Source organism: Paracraurococcus ruber (assembly GCF_004353985.1).
Lineage (GTDB): Bacteria > Pseudomonadota > Alphaproteobacteria > Acetobacterales > Acetobacteraceae > Paracraurococcus > Paracraurococcus ruber.
Genome location: NZ_SMOA01000419.1, coordinates 1 through 3,383, shown reverse-complemented (window position 1 = coordinate 3,383; position 3,383 = coordinate 1). Strand labels below are relative to the sequence as shown.

The 3,383-nt window shown below is 70.7% G+C and carries 4 protein-coding genes; 2 read left to right on the top strand and 2 right to left on the bottom strand.

Annotated elements, in window-relative coordinates; translation table 11 throughout:
- Window positions 1-135: 135 nt before the first annotated feature.
- Window positions 136-468 carry a ferredoxin FdxA gene (fdxA, locus tag E2C05_RS30075; RefSeq protein WP_133223294.1) on the bottom strand — a complete coding sequence of 111 codons (333 nt, stop codon included), beginning with the start codon at window positions 466-468 and terminating at the stop codon, window positions 136-138.
- Window positions 469-774: 306 nt separating this feature from the next.
- On the opposite strand from fdxA, the gene E2C05_RS30070 reads away from it, so the two are divergent.
- Complete coding sequence (locus tag E2C05_RS30070; protein WP_133223293.1) at window positions 775-2,250, top strand: MAC/perforin domain-containing protein; 1,476 nt, start codon at window positions 775-777, stop codon at window positions 2,248-2,250.
- Window positions 2,251-2,286: 36 nt separating this feature from the next.
- The gene (locus E2C05_RS30065; protein ID WP_133223292.1) at window positions 2,287-2,667 is read left to right on the top strand and encodes a hypothetical protein; all 381 of its coding nucleotides are present in this window, start codon (window positions 2,287-2,289) and stop codon (window positions 2,665-2,667) included.
- Between the two features lie 241 nt (window positions 2,668-2,908).
- On the opposite strand, the gene E2C05_RS30060 is transcribed toward E2C05_RS30065, so the two are convergent.
- The gene (locus E2C05_RS30060) at window positions 2,909-3,205 is read right to left on the bottom strand and encodes an RNA-binding S4 domain-containing protein (protein ID WP_133223291.1); all 297 of its coding nucleotides are present in this window, start codon (window positions 3,203-3,205) and stop codon (window positions 2,909-2,911) included.
- Between the last annotated feature and the right edge of the window lie 178 nt (window positions 3,206-3,383).

Below are 3,383 nucleotides of genomic sequence, written 5' to 3'. Positions count from 1 at the left end.
GGCGCTGCCGCCGCCCGCGCGCGCTGATCCGGACCGTCGCCGCCGAGGCCGGCGGCGCGGCCTGCGCCATGCCGCCTCGCGGCGGCCGGCTTTCCGCTCAGGCCCGCGTCCCGTGCGCCGCGGCGCGGCCTTCGGTCAGGGCGTGCCCGGATCGGCGCTGAACAGGTCCTTCTTGCCGGGCTTGCCCTTCCACTCGTCGGCATCCGCCGGCGGCTCGCCCTTGCGGGTGATGTTCGGCCATTGCGTGGAGTAGGTGCGGTTCACCTCGGCCCAGTCGGCGGCGCGGTCATCGCTGTCCGGCACGATCGCCTCGGCGGGGCATTCCGGCTCGCAGACGCCGCAGTCGATGCATTCGTCGGGGTGGATGACCAGCATGTTCTCGCCGACGTAGAAGCAGTCCACCGGACAGACTTCCACGCAGTCCATGTACTTGCACTTGATGCAGTTTTCGAGAACGACATAGGTCACGGTCGGCGGTCCCCTTCGGGGCCCTGCCTGGCCCCGGCGATGCGGCAGCGCGAGAGATGGACCGCGCCGACGCGACTGGCAAGCGGTGCCCTGGGCGGAGGAGCCCCGCGCCGGAAGCCGGCCGGAAGCCCGCCGGGCACGGCCACGGGGCCGCGGCGGCAATGGTTGACAATCCTTGCAAACCGCTGCGAGATCGTTGTCGCATCTGAATTAGTGCATGAGCAGGCGTTCGCCTGATCTTCAAGACGTCTCCAAAAATGGCGTGGGTCTGCGACGTTCCCGGCAAGAGGCCGGCAGGAGGATCCGATGAGTGATGCTGACGGCAAGATGATCCCGAATATTGAATATCTCGGGCGATGCTATGATGTTTTGAAAACCGACCCGCTGAGCCTTGGCGAAACCGCCCTGCCGCTGGTCTTCGACTTCGGGGGTGAGACCTACCGCACCTCGCTCGGCTATCTCGTGCCGAAGGGCGTCATCCATTCCGCCCCGTCCAGCACCCGCTTCCTTACCGAATCCCGCATCGTCAGCAGCACCTTCGAATTCCAGGACAGCTTCAGCAGCCAGTTGTCCATGAATGCTGGCGTCGAGGGCGTCTTCGAATTCAGCGCCAGCGCCAGCTACCGGCAGGTCGAGAGCCAGACCCAGTCGCGCAAGTACAGCTATCTCTATTCGCGCGCCCATCGCGTTGAGAACATCGTCAAGCTCGACCTGCTGAACCGCAACTCCGGGCTGCGCCTGACCGAGGCGTTCCGGCAGATGGTGGCCGACCTGCCGCCGCCGGAGGCGCCGGAGGCGGACACGGCCTATGCCAATTTCGTCGCCGAGTTCGGCACCCATGTCACCACCGAGATCCGGCTCGGCGGCGCCGCCGTGCAGACCACCCGGGCCGCCTCCAGCCGCGTGCTGAAATCACAGGAAACCGAAAGCAACTTCACCGCCAAGGCCAATGCGGTGATCGAGGCGGTCTCCGCCGGCGCCAGCGTCGAGCAGGCCACGAAGCAGACCCGGTCCTCCGACCAGGCGGAGGAGTACGAGCGGTCGCAGGTGGATTTCCAGGGCGGCCTCGGCACCACCGGCGGCATCACCAACGAATGGCTGGCCTCGATCGCCGCCGCGCCGGTGATCATCGCCGCGCAGTTCGCCGACATCACCAGCCTGCTGACGGCGGACTGGTTCCCGGAGGACGAGTTCATCGCCGCCAAGCAGCTCTACGTCAGCTACGCCATTCGCGACCACATCCTGGAGAAGGGCCGGCGGGGCGACGTCAACCGCCCGCTGCGCTACGGCGAGCGGCTGGTCATGCTGCTGGCCCGCAACGACAACACGCTCGGCTTTCCGCAGCTCGAAGGCGGCGATGCGCCGGTTCTCGCCTATCCCGCGGCCCGGACCGACCAGCGGCCGACCGCGGTGGCGCTCGAACCCTATGACAAGACCCGGGCCGACCGGCCGGTCCTGAGCGGCGACGCCGTCCGCATCAGGCTGCTGGCGACCGGCAAGTACCTCTCGCGCGACCAAGCGAGCGGCGGCCTCGCCTTCAACGCGGCGCAGGCCGGGGCGGTCTGGCTGCGCCTGACCCGCAGCGACGAGAATGCCGCGATCCTGCAGCCCTCCGGCCTCGTGTTCAGCGAGATGGACAAGCTCCACCTCTCACCCAGCTCCACCAACCCCGGCAGCATCGCGGTCGGCATCGACGCGGCCGGCAACCGCCTGATGGCCCGCGGCAATGTGCATGCCCCCTTCCGGCTGATGCGGGTGCCGGAGCCCGGCAAGGACGACTGAGTTCGCAGCACACCGGACCGGAGGAGATTTCACGCCATGTCGCAGACTGTCCCCAAGCCCCTCGGCGCCCCGGGCGGCCAGATCAAGTGGAACAAGGCCAGCCCCAAAGAGCCGTCCACCGTCACCGTCGTCAACCGGGCCGTGGATGGGCTGAAGGTCCGCTTCTACCCGACCCAGGCGGCGATGCGCGCCGAGGTCAACCGGCTGCACGGCCAGACCCTCAACCGGAACCAGACCGCGAGCTACACGAACGCCGCGCCTGGCGGCACCATCTTCGTGCTGGCCAAATGCGACGGCTATGGGGTCGTGATGTTCGGCGTGCCCCTGGTGCGGGCCATGATGAACCACATGGTCTACCTCCACCCCGGGACGAACCGCCTGCTGTGGGCGCAGTTGAAGGATTCCCGGGGGACCTGACCCGGCCGCCGGGGCCGGACGGACGGCGCGCGCTGGGGCGGGCCTTCAGGCGCCGGCTGGACGCCCGGCCGCCCCGGCCTGCTCGCCCGACCCGCCGCGCCACCTGCGGCGGGATCATGCGGTCTTGCCGTCCGGCCGGCGTCGCGCGGCGGTCCGGCGTTGCGCCGGGTCGGTGCGCCGCGCACCGCCCGGGCGGGACGGCAGCCGCATCCTCGGGTCGCACCGCGGTCCGGGGGCCGGGCTATGGCTCCAGCCCGGCCGAGAGGTCCTGGTAGAGCCCCGCCGCCTCCGGTGCCGGCCCGCGCCGGAGCCCGAGGGCGACCACCTGCCAGATGCGGACATCGCCGCGCGATCCCAGCGCGAAGGTCAGCACGTCGCCCGGGCGGAGCTTCGCATGCGGCTTGTCGGTCGGCTGGCGGTTCACCCGGAAGCCGCCGGCCTCGACCAGGCGGGCGCAGGCGGCGCGGGTCTTGGCCACCCGCGCGCACCAGAGCCACTTGTCGAGCCGCTGCCAGTCCCGGTCCTCGGCCTCCGCCACCGCGCGCCGCCGCTCGCGCTCAGCCCTGCTTCTCGAGCTTCAGCCGGGCGAGCACCGCGAAGGGCGAGTCCGGGTTCGGCCCGGCCGGCTCGGCCTGGCGCGGCGCCTGCTCGAACCGCTCCGGCCGCGGGCCGCGCGGGCCGCGGTCGTCGTCCCGCCGGGGCCCGCGCGGCGGGCC